The sequence below is a fragment of the Burkholderia sp. WSM2232 genome, from assembly GCF_000472545.1.
Classification (GTDB): domain Bacteria; phylum Pseudomonadota; class Gammaproteobacteria; order Burkholderiales; family Burkholderiaceae; genus Paraburkholderia.
Window position 1 is genome coordinate 21,186 of record NZ_AWZV01000028.1, and the last position, 21,276, is coordinate 42,461.

The window sequence follows — 21,276 nt, forward strand, 5'->3', positions numbered from 1 at the left end:
CAGGCAAGCTACAGGCAGTGCACCGCGAGATTGAGCGGAAAACCCGATTTTACCAAGCGCGGCCGCCTGATGCCGAGGCCGAGGCCGAGGCCGATGCGGATGCCGATGCGATGGCGGAAGGCCCAAGGCAGACGCCAACGCCAGCGCCAGCGCCAGCGCCAGCGCCAGCGCCAGCGCCAGCGCCAGCGCCAGCGCCGCGAACATCATGCGCGAGATGCGAAGAAGGTTGTGCTATCGAGCGAAACGGAACGGCATACGGGCAGATGGAACCCGCTCGCAAACCGCAGATTGCCACTGCCCGGCCGTTCGACCAATCAGGACGTCGTTCGCAACTGCGAGGCACCGCCTGTCAGAGATGCGGCACCGACGCCGGCAAGCTGCCATGCGACGACGCGAGCGGCTCGCTTTCCATGTGACGCATGCCGTGCGAGCAGAGCAGCCGGTACAGCGTGACGCGCGAAATGCCGAGCTCCTGCGCCGCGTCGCCAAGACGGCCGCGGTGCCGCAACAGCGCCAGCTCAATGGCCTGACGTTCGGCGGCCTCGCGCGCCTGCGCGAGCGACACCGGCACGATCTCGACGTACTCGGCCAGTTCCAGATCGCGTGCCGTGATTGCACGCCCCTCGGACATCACAATCGCCCGCCGCACGCGGTTGATGAGTTCGCGCACGTTGCCCGGCCAGCCGTAATTGTGCAAAGCGGCGATGGCGTCCGGCGCGAAGCCGCGCAGGCGGCGGCTTGCGTCTTTCTTGAAACGTTCCAGCATGTGGCGCGCAAGCAGCTCGATGTCCTTGCCGCGCGCGCGCAGCGGCGGCTCGTCGATCTGCAGCACGCATAGGCGGTGATACAGGTCGGAGCGAAAGCGCCCTTCGATCATCGCTGCCGTCATGTCCACGTGCGTGGCCGAAATGATCCGCACGTCGACGTCTATCGCACTGTGGCCGCCCAGCCGCTCGACCTTGCGCTCCTGCAGGAAGCGCAGCAGGCTCGCCTGGCTTTCCAGCGGCAGATCGCCGATTTCGTCGAGAAACAGCGTGCCGCCGTTGGCCGCTTCCACGCGGCCGATCTTGCGCTGGTTTGCGCCGGTGAAGGCGCCGCGTTCATAGCCGAATAGTTCGGACTGCAGCAGGTGCGGCGGAATAGCGCCGCAGTTGATCGGCACGAACGGCGCGTTACGCCGGGCGGAGCGTTCGTGAATCGCGACTGCCGTGAGTTCCTTGCCGGTGCCCGATTCGCCCGAGATGAAGACCGGCGCGTCGGTCATCGCGACCTTGCGGATCGAGCGGAAGAGCGCAAGCATGGCGTCGCACGAGCCGACCATTTCGCCTTCGGCGCCTTGCGAAGCGTCGTTCGACGCCGGTTCCCCAAGCGAAATCATGCCGTACGCGTGACCGACGGAATCCACGATGCGGTCGCCCGAATACGGCACGGTCACATAGTCGAAACAATAATCGCGCACGAGACGGCGCAGCGCCGCGTCCTGAAGTTGACCAGGGACGGTCGCCGCGACCCAGCCGACATTGGGCATGGTCAGGCAGGATTCGAAAGCGGCAATTTCATGCGGCTGGAAATGACTCGACAGATCGAGCAGGCCACCCGCTGCCGAACCGGCGCGTACGGCCCGGCGCGCGTCGCGCGCCGATCCCACCACTTCCACATGCCAGCCGCGCTGGTGGAAGCGGGTGTGCAGTTCCGCGCTCGGCTCGCGCGAAACGTAAATCAGTTGCCGCGTTGCGGGTTCCATTATTCAGATCCTCTCGTCAACGAACGTTAAGGATGATGCACGCACCTGAACCGCAATTCAGACACGCTGGCACATTCGGGATTCGCAAATAGCAAAAACCGAACGGCCATTCCATTCCGTGCGGACAGCTGATCCCCAGAAAGCGGCGTGTGTGTTTGAGACGGCCCGTTAGCGGGCTTTTTTTAAAATTTAGAGCTCTTTCCGAGAGCTTACTATACGCGCGCCGCTTGGAAAACAATTATGCGAATTTAATCCGCCTGCCTTTCCCAGCAAGGCCCAGAGCGCGGCAAATAAGTAATCAACTTACGAATAACGAATTGTAGATACGCTTTTCTCATTGGCGCCCGCCCAGGTAGTTCGTACCGCATCAATTAACACTTAATAGGTATTTCCTTCCCCCCGTTTCAGACGTGAAACATTTTTGGCCATTTCTTTTAATTGGATTGCCCGCGCGTCGAGTTGCAAGCCGATGCGACAACGAATTGGAGGCGTTGGCACGGGTTTCGCTAATCGTCTCGCAGAGGAGACTCATCATGCGATTACCGTTATTACGTGTGCGGGGCGGCGCGCGCGTCACCTTATGGGACGAGATCGCCCCGCCTCGGCCGTTGCCGCCTCCGCTGCCCGTCCGAAGCCGCCCGCACGACGGAGGGCGGCGTGGCGGACGATCTGCGGAAATGACCCGGCGCCGGGCGCGCCCCGCCTGGTCCCGCACGCCGCGTACGGCCCGGTCGCGCAGGGAACTGGCTGCCTGCGTCAGGTAGAATCGATCCGGTTACGTTCCCCTTTCCATTCGATGACGACGCTCACCCTGATCGTCGCTCGCGCCAATAACGGCGTGATCGGCCGCGACAACCAGTTGCCCTGGCGACTTCCCGAAGACCTGGCGTTTTTCAAGCGCACGACTATGGGCGCGCCCATCATCATGGGGCGCAAAACGCATGAGTCGATCGGCAGGCCCCTGCCGGGACGGCGCAACATCGTCGTGACACGGGATGCGACGCGGCGTTTCCAGGGCTGCGACGCGGCCACCACGCTTGGCGAAGCGCTGAAGCTCGCCGCGCAGGATCAGGCGCCGGAAGCGTTTCTGATCGGCGGGGCGCAGTTGTATGTGGAAGGGCTGCGTCTCGCGGACAAGCTGATCGTCACTGAGATCTCGGCCGATTTCAAAGGTGACGCGACTTTCCCGGCGGTCGATCCCGACGAGTGGCAAGAGGTCGCCCACGAAACGCATCGTGCCCACGCGCCGAACGATTTCGACTATGCGTTCGTGACGTATACGCGCAAAGGTCACTGAGCGTCGATCTGTCAGGCACCGCGTAGCTGAACGTCCCTGTGGCGTCATGAAACACACGAGGCGCCATGCAGCGCGCCGTGAAAAGCAGAACGCCACGCAAGCACTGCGTGGCGTTTCCTTTTGCGAGGTCCTGCGTAGCGGCGCTCGCGCCCGAAGGATATAGCCCGCTTACTGCCCCGCGATAGTCATCCGCTCGATGAGCACCGAACCCGTCTGCTTGGTGCCCCGCGTGATGGTATCCGCGCCGATTGCGACGATATGCCGGAACATCTCCTGCAAAGTGCTCGCGACGGTGATTTCCTCGACCGGATACTGGATCTTGCCGTTCTCGACCCAGAAGCCCGACGCGCCGCGCGAATAGTCGCCCGTCACGTAGTTCACGCCCTGCCCCATCAGTTCGGTCAGCAAAAGGCCGGTGCCGAGCTTGCGCAGCATTTCCTCGAAGTCGTCCTCAGTGCGCGTGTCCGAACTCTGCAGCGAGAGGTTGTGCGAGCCGCCTGCGTTGCCGGTGGTCTGCATGCCGAGCTTGCGCGCGGAATAGGTCGACAGGAAATAACCCTCCACGACGCCGTCCTTCACCACCGAGCGTTGCCGCGTGCGCACGCCTTCTTCGTCGAACGGGGCGCTGCCCATTGCACGCGGCACATGCGGATCTTCGACAATCTGCACATGCGGCGCGAACACCGGCTTGCCGAGACTGTCGACGAGAAACGACGTCTTGCGATACAGCGCGCCGCCGCTCGTGGCTTGCACGAAGGCGCCGAGCAGACCGGCGGCGAGCGGCGCCTCGAACAGCACCGGCACCTTGCGCGTGTCCAGGCCGCGCGCGCCGATGCGCGCAAGCGCCCGCTGCGCCGCGTAACGACCCACCGCTTCTGGATCGGCCAGTTGATCTGCGTTGCGCATGGACGTGTACCAGTCGTCGCGCTGCATGTTGCGACCGCTGCCGGCAATCGGCGCGCATGCAATGTAATGGCGCGAGTACGGGTAGCCCGCGAGAAAACCGCGCGACGTGGCGAGCACGAACTGCGAATGCTGCGCCGACACGCTCGCGCCTTCCGAATTCTTGATCTGCGGATCGGTGGCGAAGGCGGCGTCTTCCGCGCGGCGCGCGATTTCGACGGCTTCGTCGGCGGACAGATTCCACGGGTGATACAGGTCGAGGTCGCGCGGCTCTTTTTCGAGCAATTCGGCTTCCGCGAGACCCGCGCAATCGTCCTCGGCGGTGAAGCGGGCAATGTTGTACGCCGCCGCGACCGTGTCCTTCAGCGCCTGCGACGAAAAGTCCGAGGTGCTCGCATTACCGCGCTTGTTGCCGATGAACACCGTCACGCCGACCATCTTGTCGCGGTTGTGCTCGATCGTCTCGACTTCGCCGCGCCGCACGGAGACGGACAGGCCGTCGCCTTCGGAGATTTCGGTCGCTGCGTCGGTGCCGCCGAGCGACTTCGCGTGGCGAAGGATGTCCGAGGCGATTTCCTTCAGTTCATCCTGGGTATGCGGAAAAAAGCGCTGCTTGACGTCCATGTCTGCTGCCATTGTCGTTGCCGTCCTTTGGGGGCCGAGCGGCCCGGTGTTCGTCCATGCGCGCGTCGCACGGGTCGCGCGGCTCGCGTGCGCCCCGGTGCGCTTCATCGAGCATGACATGCGCATGGGCATGGTTAAAGCATCCCGCGATCATAGCAAGCTAAGCGCTGGCGCACCTGCTATTCGCAGCGCGGTTTTTTGGCAGACGCACGCCGCCGCCGGCGGCGCGGCGGCGGGTTAGCCGGGCGCAGCACGCTACAATATCGGCATGACACGCAAAACCCGCATTCAGCCCATCGAATCCGCCGAGCCGGAAGTCGACGAGAACGGCTACGACCGTCCCAGCAAGTCCCAGTTGAAGCGCGAAATGCACGCGCTGCAGGAACTGGGCGAAGCGCTGATCGCGCTGCCCAAAGACGCGCTCAAGCGCATGCCGATGCCCGAGAAGCTCGACGACGCAGTGCGCGAGGCGCGCCGCATCACCGACCATGAAGGCAAGCGCCGGCAACTTCAGTACGTGGGCCGCGTCATGCGCTCGCTGCTCGATGAGGAAACCGCTGCGCTGCGCACCGCGCTCGACACCTATAACGGCGTCAACAAGGCGGAAACGGCCAGGCTGCACTGGATCGAGCGCACCCGCGAAAAGCTGCTCGCCGACGACGCAGCGCTCACCGAGTTCATCCGCCAGCATCCGGATGCGGATCCGCAGCAAGGCCGCACGCTGATCCGCAACGCTCGCAAGGAAGCGCAGCAGAACAAGCCGCCGCGCTACTTCCGCGAACTGTTCCAATGGATCAAGAACGCGGACGGGCCCGCAGCTGCGACCGACTCCGCTCACGAAGACGCTCAGGAAGACGACGATGACGACCGCGAAGCCTGACTCCTCCCGTAAGCCCGGGCGCAGCCACCCGGACGAGATCCTGATCGGACTCGTGTCGATCAGCGACCGCGCATCCACGGGCGTGTATGAGGACAAGGGCATTCCGGCCTTGCAGGAATGGCTCGGCGCCGCGTTGAGCTCGCCGTGGCAAGTGGTCACGCGTCTGATTCAGGACGACGCGCCGACCATTTCCGCGACGCTCACGGAACTGGTGGACGAACTCGGTTGCGATCTGGTGCTGACCACGGGCGGCACCGGCCCGGCCCGGCGCGACGTGACGCCTGAGGCAACGCTGGCGGTAGCCACCAGAGAAATGCCGGGATTTGGCGAGCAGATGCGGCAGATCAGTCTGAACTTCGTGCCGACCGCGATCCTCTCGCGCCAGATGGCGGTGATTCGCGAAACGGCGGATCACGCGGCGCTGATCATCAACCTGCCGGGCCAGCCGAAGTCAATCAAGGAAACGCTGGAAGGCGTGCGCGATGCGGAGTCCGGCGGCGCAGTGAAGGTGCCGGGCATCTTCGCGGCGGTGCCGTACTGCATCGATCTGATCGGCGGGCCGTATGTGGAGACCCGCGACGAAGTGGTGAAGGCGTTCCGGCCGAAGAACGCGGTGCGCGCGCCCCGGCCGGTGTGATTGCGGCGGTGCCGCTTAATCGGCGTTCATCGAAGCGTCGGGCGCGGGCGGAATGAGGAAGTGCTCGCGGTAGTACTTCAGCTCGTCGATCGATTCGTGGATGTCGGCAAGCGCCGTGTGCATCGCGCGTTTCTGGAAGCCTTTGTAGATGGCCGGCTGCCAGCGGCGGCACAGTTCCTTGAGCGTGCTGACGTCGAGATTGCGGTAATGGAAAAAGGTCTCGAGCTCCGGCATCCAGCGTGCCATGAAGCGCCGGTCCTGGCAGATCGAGTTGCCGCACATCGGCGACTTGCCCGGCGGCACGTAGGCGCCGAGAAAATCGCGGATCAGCACGGTGGCGTCGGCTTCGGTCACCGTCGAAGCCTTGACGCGGTCGATCAGCCCCGAGCGCCCATGCGTGTTCTGATTCCACTGGTCCATCCCGGCGAGCGTCTCGTCGCTCTGGTGGATGGCCAGCACCGGGCCTTCGACCATTCTGTCGAGTGTCGAATTCGTCACCACCACCGCAATTTCGATGATGCGGTCGGAGTCGGGGTCGAGCCCGGTCATTTCCATGTCCAGCCAGACGAGGTTCATGTCGCTGCGCACGAGCGGCGGCTGTTGAGCGGATTCGAGGATGTCAGTCATGAAGGCAGCCCTGATGGCCGGAGCGAAAGCTTGTTGGCAAGCCCGACGCCGCGACCATCGTTCGTTTGAGATGGATAGGGATGGTTGAAGAAGCTTTAAGCAGGTCCCCGCTGCGAGGCGGGAAGAAACATATAATTCTCGCATAGATACCACGGAATCCACGGATGCCTACCCTGTACTTCACCGTTCTGTTCGTCGTCGCCGTCGTGGCCATGGTCGGCACCAAGCTGTGGCTCGCGTCGCGGCAGATCCGCTTCGTCGCGGGCCATCGCGAGCAGGTGCCCAGCCAGTTTGCCGGCACGATCGCGCTCGCCGCGCACCAGCGCGCCGCCGACTACACCGTCGAGCGCACGCGTCTGACGATGATCGAAATCGTCGTCGGGGCCGCGCTGCTGATCGGCCTCACGCTGCTGGGCGGCGTGCAGGCGCTGGATCTCGCTATCACCGACTGGCTCGGCCGCGGTTACATCGGCCAGATCGCGCTCGTCGCGGCAGTGATCGTGATCACCAGCGCGGTCGACCTGCCGTTCGACTACTACCGCCAGTTCGTGATCGAGCAACGCTTCGGCTTTAACCGGATGAGCCTGCGCATTTTCATCGCCGACCGTCTGAAGGGCGTGCTGCTCGGCGCCGCGTTCGGGCTGCCGCTGCTGTTCGTCGTGCTGTGGCTGATGAACCGCGCGGGCAGTTTCTGGTGGCTGTGGACGTGGATCGTCTGGGTCGTCTTCCAGATGCTGGTGCTCGTGCTGTACCCGACCTTTATCGCCCCGCTTTTCAACAAGTTCGAGCCGCTCAAGGACGAAGCGCTGAAAAGCCGCATCGAAGCGTTGATGAAGCGCTGCGGCTTCGCCGCCAAGGGTCTCTTCGTGATGGACGGCAGCCGCCGCTCCGCGCACGGCAACGCGTACTTCACCGGCTTCGGCGCGGCCAAGCGAATCGTGTTCTTCGACACCCTGCTGGCGCGCCTGTCGGGCAGCGAGATCGAGGCGGTGCTTGCGCACGAACTCGGCCATTTCAAGCGCCGTCACGTCATCAAGCGCATGCTGGTGACGTTTGCGATCAGCCTCGCGATGCTCGCGCTGCTTGGCTGGCTCACGCAACAGGTGTGGTTCTACGAAGGGCTCGGCGTGCGGCCCTCGCTCGTCGGCGGCAATAGTGCGCTGGCGCTGGTGCTGTTCTTCCTCGCGTTGCCGGTGTTCGTGTTCTTCGTCACGCCGCTTGGCAGCCTGACCTCGCGCAAGCACGAGTTCGAGGCCGACGCGTTCGCCGCTACCCAAACGGACGCACAAGACCTTGTCAACGCGCTCGTCAAGCTGTACGAAGACAATGCGTCTACGCTGACGCCCGATCCGCTATATACCGCGTTTTATTATTCGCATCCGCCGGCCTCGCAGCGGATCGACCGACTGCTGCGGCACGCATGAGCGGCCGCTCCAGACAAACGCCGCGCGCGAGCTCCGCGACGCGCGTAGGCGGTCTCGTCGTGGCCGCGCATGGCCGCCACTACCTGGTCGCGCCGGAACACGGCGGCCCGATGCTGCAGTGCTTCCCGCGCGGCAAGCGCAGCGAAGTGGCGGTCGGCGATCGCGTGCTGTACGAGCCCACTTCGGCCGACCAAGGCGTGATCGTGGAGATCGGCGAGCGGCGCAATCTGCTGTACCGCTCGGATCAGTACAAGTCGAAACTGTTCGCCGCGAACCTGGACCAGTTGCTGATCGTGCTCGCTACCGAACCGCACTTCAGCGAAGACCTGCTGGGGCGCGCGCTCGTCGCCGCCGAGGCTAACGAACTGAAACCGCTGATCGTGCTGAACAAGATCGACGTCACCGACGCACTAGAAGGTGCTCGCAGGCGACTCGAGCCTTATCGCGCGCTAGGCTACACGGTCGTAGAAGTGTCGATCAAGGCGCAGCCCGAGGCCGCGCGCGCCGCATTGATCGAGCATTTGCACGGTCATTCAACACTCCTGCTCGGCCAGTCGGGCATGGGAAAATCCACACTCGTGAATCTTCTGATTCCGGATGCCGAAGTCGCCACCCGCGAGATTTCCACCGCGCTGAACAGTGGGCGCCATACCACGACCTTCACGCGGCTTTATCCGCTGCCAGACACGCTGACCGGCGCCGGCACTGTTGGCGAAAACGGCGCATTGATCGACTCGCCCGGCTTCCAGGAATTTGGCCTACACCACTTGACCGAGGGCCGGCTCGAACGCGCGTTTCCCGAGTTCAGGCCGCTGCTGCCCAACTGCCGCTTCTACAACTGCCACCACTTGCACGAGCCGGGCTGTGCGATTCTCGAAGCGGTCGCCGACGGTCGCATTCGCCGCGAACGACATGCGCTGTACGCGCAGCTCGTGCACGAAGCCAGTCAGGTTGTGCGCTGACATGAAGCTGATGCGCGCTCCAAATCTCGTCATCGGACAGCATTGGGTCAATTTGCTGGAGGCGGCCGGCATTGCGTGCGAGTTGCACAACCGTTATCTGAACGGCGCGCTCGGCGATATTCCCGCGGATCAATGCGCGCCCGAACTATGGCTCGTGGACGAGCGCGACGAAGCGTTGGCGCGGCGTCTGATCGAGGCCGCGTCGCGCGGCCCGGCGACCGGTTCGCCTGGCTGGCAGTGCCGTCAATGCGGCGAGAAACTCGAAGCACAGTTCACTGTGTGCTGGCAGTGCGGGACGGTGCGCGATCCTTACTGAGTGCGGCTGATGCCGTGGCTAATGCGGTGCCTATGCGGTGGCTGATGCGGTCCGTTGGCGGCAACAAATGGCAACCAATGGCAACAAGCGGCACCGCGCGGCAACCGCGTTCATGATTGACGGCGCGGGCAAAAAAAAACGGGCGCTCGCCCGTTTTTTTACCGCGCTACCCGTTGCTTGTGGTTACGCTCACGCGAGCCACACGGCGATGGTCAGCATGAGCAACAGAATCATCCACAGCACGACTGCGCGCCACACGAGCCCCACCGCCGATTGCAGCGTGCGCGGCGTGCAGTCGTCGCCGACCTGCATCGGGCCGCCGTCGCCTGTGGCGAGTGCGTCAAGGCTCGACTGTTCAGCGAGCGGCCCGCTCAGACGCGCGCCGAGCGCGCCACTGCCGGCGGCGAGCAGCACGCCGTCGTTCGCATTGGGCCACTGGCGCGCATGATTGCGCCAGGCGTAAATTGCGTCTTCGAAATTGCCGACAATCGCAAAGCCGAGCGACGTGAGCCGCGCCGGGATCCAGTCGATCACGAAAAACGCACGCTGCGCGAAGCTCGAAAAGGCCACCGTGCGATCGTCGACCGGACGAGCCCACGTGCGCGACAAATATTCGGCGATCCGATACAGCACAGCCCCTGCCGGCCCGACCGGAATCAGGAACCAGAAGAACACGCCGAAAACATGGCGATGCGATGCGACCACCGCGTGGATCAGCGTATGCCGCACGATCTCGCTCACCGGCATGTCGAGCGTCTCGAGCCCGGTCCATTCGTTGAGGATTTCACGGGCGCGCGGCACGTCGTCGTTATTCAACGCGAGGTGAATGTCCGTAAAGTAATGGCTGAACTGGCGAAAGCCGAGCGTGAAATACAACACCGCGACGTTCCACAAGAACGCCAGCACGAAATGAATGTTGTAGAGAACGTAGTAGACGAGCGCGACGGCGAGCGTCCACGGCACCACGACCACGAGCCACGCAAGCAGGCCGTGCTTCGGCTTGCCCGCATCGAATCCGTGCGCCGCCGACTCCGCATGGTATTGAAGCAGCGCGGATACCGGATTATTCGGCGACAGCGCGCGCACCTGTTCAATGATCAGAGCCAGCAATACGGAAAAAAAAGTCATGCGATGCGCCGTGCTTTTCGAGTTTTACGATTGTTTCATAACGATAGCACAGGGTCGGATGCCGCTGAGCAGGGCGTTGCCAAACAGCACGCCGGCACACCGGCAACCGTCGTTCAGGCCGCCAGAAAGCGATAAAAATTGCGCAGCATCGCGGCCGTCGCGCCCCAGATGAAATAGTGGCTGCCCGTGCTGCTCACACCTTCCTCTGCTGCTTGTAGTGATGCTCCGCGCGGATATGGCATCGCGAAAAAACGGCGCTCGCCGCCCTCGTAGCGGAACACGCGCTCTTCGTGGTGCGTCGGGTTCATCAGGAACGAAAGCGGCACTTCGAAGACCTCTGCGACTTCGAGCGCATCCGCTTTCAAAGCGAACGGCGGATGGACAAGACCGATGACAGGCGTGACGCAAAAGCCCGTGCCCGTCAGATAATCGGGCAGCGCACCCAACACTTCGACGCAAGAAGGTGCGAGGCCGACCTCCTCTTGCGCCTCGCGCAAGGCGGTCGCAGTAGCGTCGGCATCGAACGGCTCCTGACGGCCGCCCGGAAAACTGACCTGGCCAGCGTGATCGTTGAGATGGTCGGCGCGCTGCGTGAGCAGCACCGTCAAGCCGTTCGCGCGAACGACGAGCGGCACCAACACGGAGGCCACACGCGGGTCGGCTCCAATGTTGCGCCAGGGTGCCTCGACGATCGGCTCAGGCGTCCAGAAAAGATCTTGCTTGAAACGGACGCGCAGCGCCTCGGGCGTAAGCCGCTCGGCGGCTACGGGTGGCAGGTGGGCGCCCGTTGCTTCGACGGGCAGCGCTTCAGGTTCAAAGACGGGGCGGATCAACGGATCTCTCGGATGAGCGGATAGGCGATGCCGCTATTTTGACCTGGCAAACAAAAAAGCACCCGCGAGGGGTGCTTTTCCTTACAGCATTTACGCCTGGGAAGCAGCGCGGTCTTTCGAGACCAGCTTTTCCTTGATTCGAGCCGACTTGCCCGAACGGTCGCGCAGGTAGTACAGCTTCGCACGACGCACGTCGCCGCGACGCTTCACGACGATGCTTGCCAGCAGCGGCGAATACGTCTGGAACGTACGCTCGACGCCTTCGCCCGACGAAATCTTGCGGACGATGAACGACGAATTCAGACCACGGTTACGCTTGGCGATCACGACGCCTTCGTAAGCCTGAACACGCTTACGCGTACCTTCAACCACGTTCACGCTGACAACCACCGTGTCGCCGGGAGCGAATTCGGGGATGGTCTTTTCGCCGAGGGCGCGCGCAATTTCTTCCTGCTCGAGTGTTGCAATCAGATTCATCACTGACTCCTAAGTCCATCTTGTCGGCGTTCGTACCTGCCTTGCATGGAATGCGCGGCTACGGCCCCGATAGAGGATGGGTTCACATCAGGCACCGCACACGCATGTACGGCGCCGCCTTTTGTCCGCTCGAAAGACCGGGGCTTCACGCCTTCGGCTCTTCCTTCGCCAGACTTGCAAGCCATGCCTCGTCGGCACGACTCAACATCTTGTTTTTCCTGGCCTTGACGATCAGGTCAGGCCGTTTGCGCCAAGTATTGCGCAGCGCTTCACGCCGCCGCCATGCCTCGATCTCCGCATGATGGCCGCCGAGCAGCACATCGGGCACACGCACGCCTTGATACTCCTCGGGCCGCGTGTAGTGCGGACAATCGAGCAGCACGTCGACAAAGCTGTCCTGTACCGCCGACTGCGAATCATTGAGCACGCCCGGCAACTGGCGCACAACCGCGTCCATCAAGGCCATGGCCGGCAACTCGCCGCCTGACAGCACGAAATCGCCAAGACTGACTTCCTCGTCGACGACCCGGTCGAGCAGGCGCTGGTCGATCGCCTCGTAGCGGCCACACAGCAGGATCAAGCCGGGCTGCGCAGCGAACTTCATTACACGTTCGTGGTTCAGCGTGGCGCCCTGCGGCGACATCATCACGACCCGCGGCGCGTCAATACCCTGTTCTGCCTGCGCCGCCCTGGCCGCCGTGATCGCATCTTCCAGCGGCTTTGCCAGCATGACCATGCCGGGGCCGCCGCCGTACGGGCGATCGTCGATCGTGCGGTAGTTGTCGGTTGTGAAATCACGCGGATTCCACGTGCGCAACCCGTAGCGTTGCTGCTTGGCTGCCCGGCTGGTAATGCCCCAGTCGGTCAGCGCGCGAAACATTTCGGGAAAGAGCGTGACGACATCGAACTGCATCGCTCTCTCCGTTTTAGCGAAATCGATTTGCTGAACTATCAATAATCGGCTTCCCAGTCGACGGTGATCTGCTTCGCCGCCTGGTCCACCGTTTTGACAAACACACCGACGAACGGGATCAAACGCTCGGCGGTGACCGGCTTGCCGCTTTTGTCGGCCGCCGGATATTCGACGCGCAACACCGAGTGCGCGCCGTTGTCGATCATGCCTGCAACCTTGCCCAGGTTTTCGCCGGCAAGGTTCACGACGTCGAGGCCGAGCAGGTCGACCCAGTAGAATTCGTCTGCTTGCAGCGCCGGGAATTCGCTGCGGCTGATATAGACGCGGGAGCCGCGCAGTGCCAGCGCTGCATCGCGGTCAGCGACGCCGCCCAGATGGGCCACCACGCTGTCGCTGTGCGTTTTTGCCTGCAACGACGGCGCCGAGTGGCGCTCGCGGCCCTTCAGCAGCCACCAGCGCTTTGCGCTCAGCAAAGCGTCGCCGCCTTGTCCGGCGTCCGCATGCGCGGCCACCTTGACCCAGCCTTTAAGACCGTAAGCGTCGACAATTGCACCGACTTCCACCGCGTCCGCCGGCCAGCTCTGCGCCGTTTCCGCGCGCATGGCAGCGGCCTCGGAACCGGCGGTTTCAACATTGGCTTTCGCCTTGCCTCCGGCCCGCTCGCCCGTTTTGCGGACGAAAGCACCGAATGGCGCCTGACCAGACGTCTTTGCGCGCGGGCTCGCCTCTGGGCTGGCACCTTTTGCCGGCGCCTTTGCCGTCACGCGACCTGAACTGCCGGAATCACGCTCAGACATGATTGAACCTCAGATTGAGCCTCGCTACGGCCTTTAACGCCTGCTTCGGCAAAACATCTTGCGCATCGGACTGCTCACGCAAACTGCGCGAGCCGCCGGCCAGACCGACGACGATACGCGTGCAAGCTACCATTAAGCAGCCGGCTGCGCCTTTTGCGCTTCTTTCACGAGACGCTCGACCGTCGGCGACAGTTGTGCGCCAACGCCCTGCCAGTACGTGAGGCGGTCTTGAGCGATACGCAGAGCTTCGCCCTTCGTAGCGATCGGGTTGTAGAAGCCAACGCGCTCGATGAAGCGGCCGTCACGACGGTTACGCGAGTCGGTTGCGACGATGTTGTAGAACGGGCGCTTCTTGGAGCCGCCACGAGCCAAGCGGATGATGACCATACTAGAATCCTTGAAAACCGGGGTTCGGAACGACTGAAACACGCGATTATAGCGGGAAACTGACGCCATAACAAACACTTACCGGCTTAAACTGAGCAATCCGGTTGCGCCGCCCATACAGCGCGGCCTCGCGACCTCGCGCAAACGCCTGAAGAACCTGACGGAATGCCCGTGAAATCTCTGCCGCGAACCGCCCTTCCGCTTCTTCGTTCCGCCCGCCGGACAGTGTTCGTCTGTCTTTCGCACATTGCCCGCCCTGTGGCGGCGGCGCTACTGGCGACGTCCGCCTGCAGCGCTGCCGCGGCGCCGCCTGTCGAGCGCATCAAATTGCCAGCGGGCTTTCACATGGAAGTCCTGTCGGACGCGGTGCCCAGTGCGCGGGCCATGGCGTACTCGCCCAAGGGCATTCTTTATATAGGCAGTCTGGACGGCCACGTCTACGCGCTCGAACTAAACGGCACGAGGGTCGCCGCGCGCCATGTCGTAGCGGCGGGCCTCGAAGCCCCGATCGGCGTGGCGTGGCACAACGGCGCGCTGTATGTCTCGGCGGTGTCGCGAATCTTACGCTTTGATTCCATCGACACTCGTCTTAACGCGCCGCCGCAGCCAGCCGTCGTCACGGACAAATTGCCCGCCGAAACCCATCACGGCGCGAAATTCATCGCATTCGGACCGGACGACAAGCTCTACGTCCCGCAAGGCGCGCCGTGTAATGTCTGCCTGAAGGACCGCGACCGCTACGCGATGATCGGCCGCATGAACCCGGACGGCAGCCATTATGAGGTGGTCGCGCGCGGCGTGCGCAACTCGGTGGGCCTGGCATGGCATCCCGCCACACACGAACTCTGGTTCACCGACAACGGCCGCGACCTGCTCGGCGACGACTTACCCGACGACGAACTGAACCGCGCACCGCGCACCGGCCTGGATTTCGGCTTTCCCTACTGCCACGCGGGCACGGTAGCCGACCCGGAATTCGGCGCCGGCCACCCGTGCGACGGGTTTGCGCCGCCTGTGGCGAAACTCGGCGCGCACGTTGCGGCGCTCGGCATGCGCTTTTACAGCGGCCCGATGTTCCCGGCCGACTACCGCAACAACATTTTCATTGCCGAACACGGCTCCTGGAACCGCAGCAAGAAGGCCGGTTACCGCGTGGTGCGGGTCGTCACCGAACCGGACGGCAGTCATGCGCGGCAAGAAGTATTCGCCGAGGGATGGCTTCAGGCGGGAGAAACCGTTTGGGGCCGCCCCGCCGACGTCCTGCCGCTGCCTGATGGCTCCTTGCTGATCAGCGACGACTACGCCGGCGCCGTCTACCGCGTCACTTACTCTGCGCCATGAGTGCTCAGGGCTGCAGGGCACGCGCGCGAGTTGCAGTCTGGCCTCGCCGGACGCGTGACAAACAGATGCCGACGTTGCCAACGAAAGCGGCAGCGCACCGGTCGCAAGGCTTCAGCTCACGCGCGCAGCGGTGAGGCGGAACGCCGCGTGACCTGCCATACGTCGGCGGCGTAGAATGCGCGACGGTCCGCCGCACTACGGTGCGCCGCTTCTTTTCACCACCTGTTGCCGAGCGCGGGTTCTTGACCGCTTGTGCCCCTGTCTGCCTTTACATGTCCACTGCTGCCTCGACCTCGACTCACTTTCGCTCCAAAACGATCACGGCTGCCCTGGCCTTCTTCCTGGGCACGCTCGGCGCCCACCGCTTCTATCTCTATGGGCCACGCGACATCTACGGCTGGGCGCATCTGATCGGTCTACTGGTCGGGATTCCCGGCGCAATGCTGCTGGTGGCAAGCGACCGCGCTTCCATGCTCGGCTGGGTGCTGGCATTTCCGGGCGCCGTCTCGATTCTGGCTGCGTTTCTCGCCGCGATCGTCTACGGTCTGCGGCCAGACGACAAATGGGACAGGCAATTCAACGCGCACACGCAGCGCAAAAGTCGTTCGGGCTGGACCGTTATTTTCGTGGTGATCTTTTCGCTGCTGATCGGCGCCTTCCTGTTGATGACCAGTCTTGCCATTGCCTTTCAGACCTACTTCGAAACGCAAGTGCAAGCGGCCAAGGAGCTGTCGCAGTAGCGCTGCCGCCCCGCGTGCTAGAAAAGATCAAGTTGAGGGCTGCCGCGGCTTGCCGCCTCGACCCGCGGCACCTCCTGACGCCGGAAATGCGACACATCCAGAATGCCGCGATCGCGCTGATTCAGCCCTAAACGGCGCACCGCCTTGTGAAAGCGCTGCTTGAGCAGATCCGCCCATAGACCTTCGCCCTTCATTCGGGTGGAGAAAGACGAGTCGTAATCTTTGCCACCCCGCATATCGCGCACTCGGGCCATGACCCGTTCAGCGCGATCGGGGAAATGCGCACCGAGCCAGTCTTTGAACAGCGGCGCGACCTCCCACGGCAGGCGCAGCACGATATAGCTCGCGTTGCAGGCGCCTGCCTCCGCGCAAGCTTCGAGCACGCGCTCGATGTCGGGCTCGGTCACAAACGGAATGACCGGCGCAATGCTCACGCCGACCGGAATGCCCGCGTCGCTCAAAGTGCGAATTGTGCGCAAACGCCGGGACGGTGTGGCCGCCCGAGGTTCGAGCGTGCGGGCGATGTCCGCGTCGAGCGTGGTAATGGTGATGGCCGCCATGAATTGGCCGCGAGCCGCCATGGGCGCAAGCAGATCCAGGTCGCGCTCGATCAGCGACGACTTGGTGATTGCCGCAAACGGATGATTGCGCTCGCTCAGCACTTCGACCACGCGCCGCGTGAGGCGCCACTCGCGTTCCGCAGGCTGCCACGCGTCGGTATTGACACCCAGCGCGATGGGCTCCGGCTCATACGATTTTTTCGACAGCTCACGCTCGAGCAATTCCGGCGCATTCACTTTCGCGTAGATCCGGCTCTCGAAGTCGAGCCCAGGCGAGAGGCCGAGGTAACTATGCGTGGGCCGCGCGAAACAATAGATGCAACCGTGCTCGCAGCCGCGATACGGATTGAGCGACACGCCGAACGGAATGTCCGGCGACGTGTTCCGCGTCAGAATGCTTTTCGCCTTTTCCTCGAACACCTGTGTGCGGAGTACCTTTGGCGCTCCGTCTTCTTCCGGCCCGGCTACCCAGCCGTCGTCCACCGCTTCACGCTGGTCGACTTCGTAGCGGCCCTGCAGGTTCGTCACCGCGCCGCGGCCCTTGCGGGGCGCGGGCGGCGCGATTGGATATTCGGCGATGGTATCGGTACGGGGTTCGGTCACGGTCGTTCGGATGCGGGCTGACCTGTATAAATATACAGTGTTTACGCCGTTTGTCGAGTCCCGTTCGAACCGCTAACGCGTGGCGTCGTCCCCCACCGGAATGGTGAGCGTTTCCTTGATCTCTTCCATCACCACATAACTTTTCGACTGCACCGCGCCGGGTAGCTGAAGCAGGATATCGCCGAGCAGCTTGCGGTAGTCAGCCATTTCGCCGATGCGCGCCTTGATCAGGTAGTCGAAATCGCCGGACACGAGGTGGCATTCCAGCACCTCGGGAATCTTCTGCACCTCGCGCCGGAACTGGTCGAACATGTTGCCGCTCTTGTGGTCGAGCGTGATTTCGACGAACACCAGCAGCGCCGCGCCAAGCTCCGCCGGATTCACGCGCGCATAGTAGCCGGTGATTACACCGTCGCGCTCCATGCGCTTGACGCGCTCGATACACGGCGTGACCGACAGTCCGACCTGCTCCGCGAGGTCTTTCATGGCCATGCGGCCGTCCTGCTGCAGCAGGCGAAGAATCTTGTGATCAAGCTTGTCGAGCGCTCGGACCGGTTGGCGTTGTGTGCGCATGTTTTTTCTGAAAATCGAAAAAATACAATAACAAAACCTACAAGCTCCCCAATAGTATAGCGGTTAACACTGGGCGCCCCGCATTCCACGTCGTGAATCGAACGATTCAAAGCAAAACGGCGCAAGCACCGCCTTCGAATCCTTGCGAATTTTCTGGAGCAGCTATGCGAGTCGTCGTTTTGGGGAGTGGCGTCGTCGGGGTGACGAGTGCGTATTATCTGGCGCGCGCCGGTCATGACGTGACCGTCATCGACCGCGAAGCCGGCCCAGCCCTGGAAACGAGTTTTGCCAACGCCGGCCAGATCTCGCCGGGATATGCGTCGCCGTGGGCCGCTCCCGGCGTGCCGTTGAAAGCCGTCAAGTGGATGTTCCAGAAGCACGCGCCGCTTGCCATTCGTCTGGACGGCACGCAGTTCCAGCTGCAGTGGATGTGGCAGATGCTGCAGAACTGCACCGCCTCGCGTTACGCGGTCAACAAAGGCCGTATGGTCCGCCTCGCCGAATATAGCCGCGATTGCCTGCAAGCGCTGCGTGCCGAAACAGGCATTCAGTACGAGGGCCGCACAGGCGGCACGTTGCAGGTGTTTCGCACGCAGCAGCAATTCGACGGCGCAGCGAAAGACATCGCCGTGCTGCGCGAGGCCAATGTGCCGTTCGAACTGCTTTCGGCGTCCGAACTGGCCCAGGCCGAACCGGCGCTCGCCGCCGTCTCGCACAAGCTTACGGGCGGTTTGCGCCTGCCGGGCGACGAAACCGGCGACTGTCAGATGTTCACTACGCGCCTCGCTGCGCTGGCCGAGCAAATGGGCGTCAAATTCCGCTACAACACGCCCATCGACGCGCTCGCCATGGCCGGCGACCGCATTGCCGGCGTGCAATGCGGCAATGAACTCGTGCGCGCCGACTCGTTCGTTGTCGCGCTCGGATCCTATTCGACGAAATTTCTCTCCAGCCTCGTCAAGATTCCGGTGTACCCGCTGAAGGGTTATTCGATCACGGCTCCTATCGTCAACGAAGCCGCAGCACCGGTTTCCACCGTGCTCGACGAGACCTACAAGATCGCAATCACCCGCTTCGACAACCGGATTCGCGTCGGCGGCATGGCTGAAATCGTGGGCTTCGACAAGTCGCTGCGGCAAGCGCGGCGCGAAACGCTCGAACTGTGCGTGAACGATCTATTCCCCGGCGGCGGCGACACGTCGAAGGCGAGCTTCTGGACCGGCCTGCGCCCCATGACGCCGGACGGCACGCCGATCGTCGGCCGCACGCCGGTGCCGAATCTGTTTTTGAACACCGGCCACGGCACGCTCGGCTGGACGATGTCCTGCGGCTCCGGCCAACTGCTGGCCGACGTGATGTCCGGCAAGCAGCCCGCGATCAAGGCCGACGACCTGTCGGTGCATCGTTATCTCGGCGAGACAGGCGGCACGACTCGCCCGGCCTATGCGTGAGGCTTGCCGGGTCGAGCGTCCGGCTTAACGCGTCTTCAGGCAGTGTGTAGTTGCACAAGCCGGCCCTAAGCCGACAAAAAAAACGGCGCCCTCGCAAGGCGCCGTTTCCATTCCGGGCAGCGGTTTTTGGTCGGGGCTCAAACCCCGCCGAATATTAGAACTGATCCGCCGACAAAGCCAACACGCCCTCGCCACCCTTCGCACTGACAATCGAGGCCTCCAGCGCGCTCGCGAGCGGCAGCACGTGCTCGGCGTAAAACTGCGCGGTCGCGATCTTGGCGCCGTAAAACTGCGGGTCTTCGTCGCGCTTCTCTGCCGCCACCAGCAACGCGCGCGCCATTTGCCAACCGCCCAGCACGATGCCTGCGAGCTTCAGGTACGGCACGCTGCCGGCAAACACCGCGTTCGGATCGCCCTTCGTATTCGCGACGACAAAATCGACCACCGCGCTGAGCGAGCGCTGGCCCTGTGCGAGATATTTCCGCATCGACTCGAACGCTGCACCCTGCTGCGCGCCGAGCGACTCAACCGTTTCAGCGACGCCCGCAAGCAGCGACTTCGCGACCTTGCCGCCGTCGCGCACCGTCTTGCGTCCGATCAGATCGTTGGCCTGAATCGCGGTCGTGCCTTCGTAGATCGGCAAAATGCGGGCATCGCGGTAATACTGCGCGGCGCCCGTCTCTTCGATGAAACCCATGCCGCCGTGCACCTGCACACCGAGGCTCGTCACGTCGACCGACAACTCCGTGCTCCAGCCCTTCACGATCGGCACCAGGAATTCGTTGATGGCCTGATGTTCGGCGCGCTTGCCCGCGTCCGGATGGCGATGCGCGATGTCGCTGTGCGCAGTTGCTACGTAGGCGAGCGCGCGCGATGCTTCGGTGAGTGCGCGCATTGTCGAGAGCATGCGGCGCACGTCGGGGTGCTCGATGATCGGGACCGGCTGTTTGGAGGAGCCGTCGACGGGACGGCTTTGCACGCGCTCCTTCGCGTAGGCGACCGCCTTCTGATACGCACGGTCCGAGACGCCCACGCCCTGCATGCCGACCGCGAAGCGCGCCGCGTTCATCATGATGAACATGTACTCGAGGCCGCGGTTTTCCTCGCCGATCAGATGTCCGATTGCGCCACCGTGATCGCCGAATTGCAGTACCGCAGTCGGGCTCGCCTTAATGCCGAGCTTGTGCTCGATCGAAACGCAATGCACGTCGTTGCGCTCGCCGAGCGACCCGTCTTCATTGACGAGGAACTTTGGCACGATGAAAAGCGAGATGCCCTTGACGCCCTCGGGCGCGCTCGGCGTGCGCGCAAGCACGAGATGCGCGATGTTCGCCGCCATGTCGTGCTCGCCCCACGTGATGAAAATCTTTGTGCCGAACAGCTTGAATGAGCCGTCGCCTTGCGGCTCCGCGCGAGTGCGCACGAGCGCGAGGTCGGAACCAGCCTGCGGCTCGGTGAGGTTCATCGTGCCGGTCCATTCGCCGGAAATGAGCTTGGGCACGTAGGTCTGTTTCTGCGCGTCGCTGCCGGCGGTCAGGAGCGCCTCGATCGCGCCGTCGGTCAGCAACGGGCAGAGCGCGAACGACAGGTTCGACGCATTCAGCATTTCCACGCAAGGCGTGGCAATGAGCTTGGGCAGGCCCTGGCCGTCATAGTCGAGCGGATGCTGCACACCTTGCCAGCCGCCTTCGGCAAACTGGCGGAACGCTTCCTTGAAGCCCGGCGTGGCCGTCACCACGCCGTTGTTCCAACTGCTCGGATTGCGGTCGCCCTCGACGTTCAGCGGGGCCAGCACTTCTCCGCACAGCTTCGCCGACTCTTCGAGCACGGCCTGAGCGGTATCGAGGTTCGCGTCCTCGAAGCCTGGCAGCGTCGCGATCTGTTCGAGGTCCGCCAGTTCCTTCATCACGAACAGCATGTCCTTGATGGGCGCCGTATAGCTCATTTCTGCTCTCCTCCTGCCTGATGGAAAAAGGGCGCGGGACTTGTTCGGTCCTGCGCCCTTCGTGTGTCGCCAAACGCCTTAGGTGGCCTATTAGTGGCTTATTAGATGGCTTTC

Annotated in this window: 21 protein-coding genes; 9 read left to right on the forward strand and 12 right to left on the reverse strand. The window is 63.3% G+C overall.

Going from position 1 to position 21,276, the window contains the following annotated elements; all coding sequences use genetic code 11:
• Nucleotides 1-349: 349 nt before the first annotated feature.
• Entirely contained in the window at nt 350-1,744 is a 1,395-nt protein-coding gene (locus F757_RS0123345) for a sigma-54 dependent transcriptional regulator (protein WP_027213498.1), read from the reverse strand.
• A 796-nt stretch (nt 1,745-2,540) separates the two neighbouring features.
• Here F757_RS0123345 and F757_RS0123350 point away from each other — a divergent pair.
• On the forward strand, nt 2,541-3,041 hold the full coding sequence (locus F757_RS0123350; protein WP_027213499.1) for a dihydrofolate reductase: 501 nt from the start codon (nt 2,541-2,543) through the stop codon (nt 3,039-3,041).
• Nucleotides 3,042-3,209: 168 nt separating this feature from the next.
• Here F757_RS0123350 and pmbA read toward each other — a convergent pair whose 3' ends face one another.
• Nucleotides 3,210-4,580: a metalloprotease PmbA gene (gene pmbA, locus F757_RS0123355; RefSeq protein WP_027213500.1), complete on the reverse strand. Its 1,371-nt coding sequence runs from the start codon at nt 4,578-4,580 to the stop codon at nt 3,210-3,212.
• 256 nt (nt 4,581-4,836) lie between these two features.
• Here pmbA and yjgA point away from each other — a divergent pair, with 256 nt between their 5' ends.
• Nucleotides 4,837-5,448 (forward strand): ribosome biogenesis factor YjgA, encoded by a 612-nt coding sequence (gene yjgA, locus F757_RS0123365; protein ID WP_027213502.1) that lies wholly within the window; start codon nt 4,837-4,839, stop codon nt 5,446-5,448.
• The gene (gene mog / locus F757_RS0123370; protein ID WP_051376849.1) at nt 5,429-6,085 is read left to right on the forward strand and encodes a molybdopterin adenylyltransferase; all 657 of its coding nucleotides are present in this window, start codon (nt 5,429-5,431) and stop codon (nt 6,083-6,085) included. The genes yjgA and mog overlap by 20 nt, the downstream gene beginning before the upstream one ends.
• A 15-nt stretch (nt 6,086-6,100) precedes the next feature.
• On the opposite strand, the gene orn is transcribed toward mog, so the two are convergent.
• Nucleotides 6,101-6,712: an oligoribonuclease gene (gene orn, locus F757_RS0123375; RefSeq protein WP_027213504.1), complete on the reverse strand. Its 612-nt coding sequence runs from the start codon at nt 6,710-6,712 to the stop codon at nt 6,101-6,103.
• 164 nt (nt 6,713-6,876) lie between these two features.
• Here orn and F757_RS0123380 point away from each other — a divergent pair, with 164 nt between their 5' ends.
• The 3 genes from F757_RS0123380 to F757_RS0123390 are packed head-to-tail and all read left to right on the forward strand — an operon-like array spanning nt 6,877 to nt 9,414.
• A complete protein-coding gene (locus tag F757_RS0123380) occupies nt 6,877-8,136 on the forward strand; it encodes a M48 family metallopeptidase (RefSeq protein WP_027213505.1) in 1,260 nt (419 codons plus the stop codon).
• Nucleotides 8,133-9,098, forward strand: coding sequence for a ribosome small subunit-dependent GTPase A (gene rsgA, locus F757_RS0123385; RefSeq protein ID WP_027213506.1), 966 nt, complete (start codon nt 8,133-8,135; stop codon nt 9,096-9,098). The genes F757_RS0123380 and rsgA overlap by 4 nt, the downstream gene beginning before the upstream one ends.
• 1 nt (nt 9,099) lies before the next feature.
• Nucleotides 9,100-9,414 (forward strand): putative signal transducing protein, encoded by a 315-nt coding sequence (locus F757_RS0123390; protein ID WP_027213507.1) that lies wholly within the window; start codon nt 9,100-9,102, stop codon nt 9,412-9,414.
• A gap of 189 nt (nt 9,415-9,603) precedes the next feature.
• Here the strand turns inward: F757_RS0123390 and F757_RS0123395 are convergent, their stop codons facing one another.
• The 6 genes from F757_RS0123395 to rpsP form a co-directional block, all read right to left on the reverse strand.
• A complete protein-coding gene (locus tag F757_RS0123395) occupies nt 9,604-10,542 on the reverse strand; it encodes a CobD/CbiB family protein (RefSeq protein ID WP_027213508.1) in 939 nt (312 codons plus the stop codon).
• A gap of 113 nt (nt 10,543-10,655) precedes the next feature.
• Nucleotides 10,656-11,375 carry a CoA pyrophosphatase gene (locus F757_RS0123400; RefSeq protein ID WP_027213509.1) on the reverse strand — a complete coding sequence of 240 codons (720 nt, stop codon included), beginning with the start codon at nt 11,373-11,375 and terminating at the stop codon, nt 10,656-10,658.
• Between the two features lie 90 nt (nt 11,376-11,465).
• The gene (gene rplS, locus F757_RS0123405) at nt 11,466-11,852 is read right to left on the reverse strand and encodes a 50S ribosomal protein L19 (RefSeq protein ID WP_027213510.1); all 387 of its coding nucleotides are present in this window, start codon (nt 11,850-11,852) and stop codon (nt 11,466-11,468) included.
• 145 nt (nt 11,853-11,997) lie between these two features.
• A complete protein-coding gene (gene trmD / locus F757_RS0123410; protein ID WP_027213511.1) occupies nt 11,998-12,765 on the reverse strand; it encodes a tRNA (guanosine(37)-N1)-methyltransferase TrmD in 768 nt (255 codons plus the stop codon).
• A 38-nt stretch (nt 12,766-12,803) separates the two neighbouring features.
• The gene (gene rimM / locus F757_RS0123415) at nt 12,804-13,562 is read right to left on the reverse strand and encodes a ribosome maturation factor RimM (RefSeq protein WP_027213512.1); all 759 of its coding nucleotides are present in this window, start codon (nt 13,560-13,562) and stop codon (nt 12,804-12,806) included.
• Nucleotides 13,563-13,694: 132 nt separating this feature from the next.
• Nucleotides 13,695-13,949 (reverse strand): 30S ribosomal protein S16, encoded by a 255-nt coding sequence (gene rpsP, locus F757_RS0123420; RefSeq protein WP_013340116.1) that lies wholly within the window; start codon nt 13,947-13,949, stop codon nt 13,695-13,697.
• A 165-nt stretch (nt 13,950-14,114) separates the two neighbouring features.
• Here rpsP and F757_RS0123425 point away from each other — a divergent pair, with 165 nt between their 5' ends.
• Nucleotides 14,115-15,290, forward strand: coding sequence for a PQQ-dependent sugar dehydrogenase (locus F757_RS0123425; RefSeq protein ID WP_027213513.1), 1,176 nt, complete (start codon nt 14,115-14,117; stop codon nt 15,288-15,290).
• Between the two features lie 272 nt (nt 15,291-15,562).
• On the forward strand, nt 15,563-16,030 hold the full coding sequence (locus F757_RS0123430) for an NINE protein (protein WP_027213514.1): 468 nt from the start codon (nt 15,563-15,565) through the stop codon (nt 16,028-16,030).
• Nucleotides 16,031-16,047: 17 nt separating this feature from the next.
• Here the strand turns inward: F757_RS0123430 and F757_RS0123435 are convergent, their stop codons facing one another.
• A complete protein-coding gene (locus F757_RS0123435) occupies nt 16,048-17,193 on the reverse strand; it encodes a PA0069 family radical SAM protein (RefSeq protein WP_027213515.1) in 1,146 nt (381 codons plus the stop codon).
• A gap of 72 nt (nt 17,194-17,265) precedes the next feature.
• Nucleotides 17,266-17,766, reverse strand: a complete 501-nt coding sequence (locus F757_RS0123440; protein ID WP_027213516.1) for an Lrp/AsnC ligand binding domain-containing protein — start codon at nt 17,764-17,766, stop codon at nt 17,266-17,268.
• A gap of 164 nt (nt 17,767-17,930) precedes the next feature.
• On the opposite strand from F757_RS0123440, the gene F757_RS0123445 reads away from it, so the two are divergent.
• Nucleotides 17,931-19,217 carry a D-amino acid dehydrogenase gene (locus F757_RS0123445; protein WP_027213517.1) on the forward strand — a complete coding sequence of 429 codons (1,287 nt, stop codon included), beginning with the start codon at nt 17,931-17,933 and terminating at the stop codon, nt 19,215-19,217.
• A gap of 154 nt (nt 19,218-19,371) precedes the next feature.
• Here F757_RS0123445 and F757_RS0123450 read toward each other — a convergent pair whose 3' ends face one another.
• Nucleotides 19,372-21,162, reverse strand: coding sequence for an acyl-CoA dehydrogenase (locus F757_RS0123450; protein WP_027213518.1), 1,791 nt, complete (start codon nt 21,160-21,162; stop codon nt 19,372-19,374).
• Nucleotides 21,163-21,276: the final 114 nt, after the last annotated feature.